Annotated in this window: 1 protein-coding gene; it reads right to left on the bottom strand. The window is 50.0% G+C overall.

What is annotated here, in order from left to right; translation table 11 throughout:
* On the bottom strand, positions 1–1,602 hold a 1,602-nt coding region (locus AC1DUA_RS36615; RefSeq protein WP_477504403.1), incomplete at its 3' end, for a cation-translocating P-type ATPase.
* Between the last annotated feature and the right edge of the window lie 51 nt (positions 1,603–1,653).

Here is a 1,653-nt window from a genome sequence, read left to right as displayed (position 1 = left end):
GTAGCGATCCGTGCTTTTTAGCTCCTTATAAGCGATGCCAAGCACCCGCAGGGCCGATCTTGCCATGCCTTCATTGGCCGCCATTACTTTTTGCTTAAGCGTAGACGTAAATGGAATGACTTTGCCATCCCATAGAATGTAGCTGCAGTGCTGGAGCAGAACGTCAGGCGCTCCCTTGGTGCACGCCATGCGTCCATTTTCCGAAGTCACAAGAACAGACATCCGTTTGCGCTCAGAGTCAAATGGGAACTCGGCGATCCGTTTATACTTATCCCTAAGCGATTCATGCGTAATACCGCTCTTCGCGCTCAGGACAACTAGTGCTCCTTCGGTCGGATCCCCTTTGATATTCCAGACAGAGACGACATTTTCTTTGGTATCCTTGCCTTTCTTCCGTTTCGACTCCTGCTTTTCCTCATATAACGTTGCGTTATTACAAAGCACGGACACATGAAGCAGCCTGCTTAAAGAAGGGTTTCTGAGCACATCGGCGCTTTGTCCACCAATTTGAATGTCCCCTACTGGCGTATAGCCATCCCCCGTCACTTCCAGCACATCGCCGCCAACCCATAAGTGGGTAACGGTCATTTTGTTCTGTGTGAGTGTTCCTGTTTTGTCGGAGCAGATCACCGAAGCGCATCCTAATGTTTCTACAGAAGGCAGCTTTCTTACAATCGCTTTGCGCTTAATCATGCGCTGTACGCCAAGTGCCAAGGCAATCGTCACAATAGCAGGCAAGCCTTCTGGAATAGCAGCAACGGCCAAACTCACTCCAGCCAAGAACATGGCATAAGGCTGTTGTCCATGCATAATACCAGCAACGACAACGAGAACGGTTAACGCAATTGCTACGATAATCAGTATCTTCCCTAGCTGTTCTAAACGGTGCTGAAGCGGCGTTTCCATGGATTCCGTATTTTGAATCAAATCTGCGATTTTACCCATCTCTGTATTCATACCGATTCGAACGACAATGGCTTTGGCTGTGCCTCTTGAAACCATCGTCCCCATAAACCCTAGATTCCGCTGATCCCCGAGTGGTACTTCGTCATGCGCAATAGCGGCCGTTTGCTTACTGACTGCCACAGACTCGCCTGTTAGCGCTGATTCCTCAATATAGACGCCATTGGTCTCCAGGAAACGAACATCTGCTGGAACCCGATCCCCGCTTTCAAGCATAATGATATCGCCAGGTACCAAATCACGAGCCGGTATTTGATGAATGGCGCCCTCTCTCCATACGTTCGCATTCGGAGCTGACAGCTCTTTAAGTGCGCGCAACGAACGTTCGGCGCGAAATTCCTGGGTAAAGCCAAGAATTCCGTTCATGACAATGATGACAACGATCGTGATCGCATCTAAATATTCGCCCAGCAAGCCGGAGATCAGAGTCGCCCCTAATAACACCAGCACCATGAAATCTTTGAATTGATTCAATAGCAGCGTAATCGGAGAGACGCGATGCCCTTCAGTCAGCTCATTGCGACCTGCTTCTCCCTGCCGCTTCCAGGCTTCTTCCCAGGGCAATCCTTGCTGCGTGTCCACCTGCTGTAGCTGCAGGACTTCTTCCGATGTCAACTGGTACCACTTATTCTGACTCATTCGCCCTTCTCCCTCCCACTTCCCACTTGATCTTGCCTCCCACTCATACGT

It is taken from the genome of Paenibacillus sp. 01T422 (genome assembly GCF_056398785.1).
Note: the sequence above shows the minus strand (reverse complement) of the source record. Positions and strands in the feature narration are given on the sequence as shown.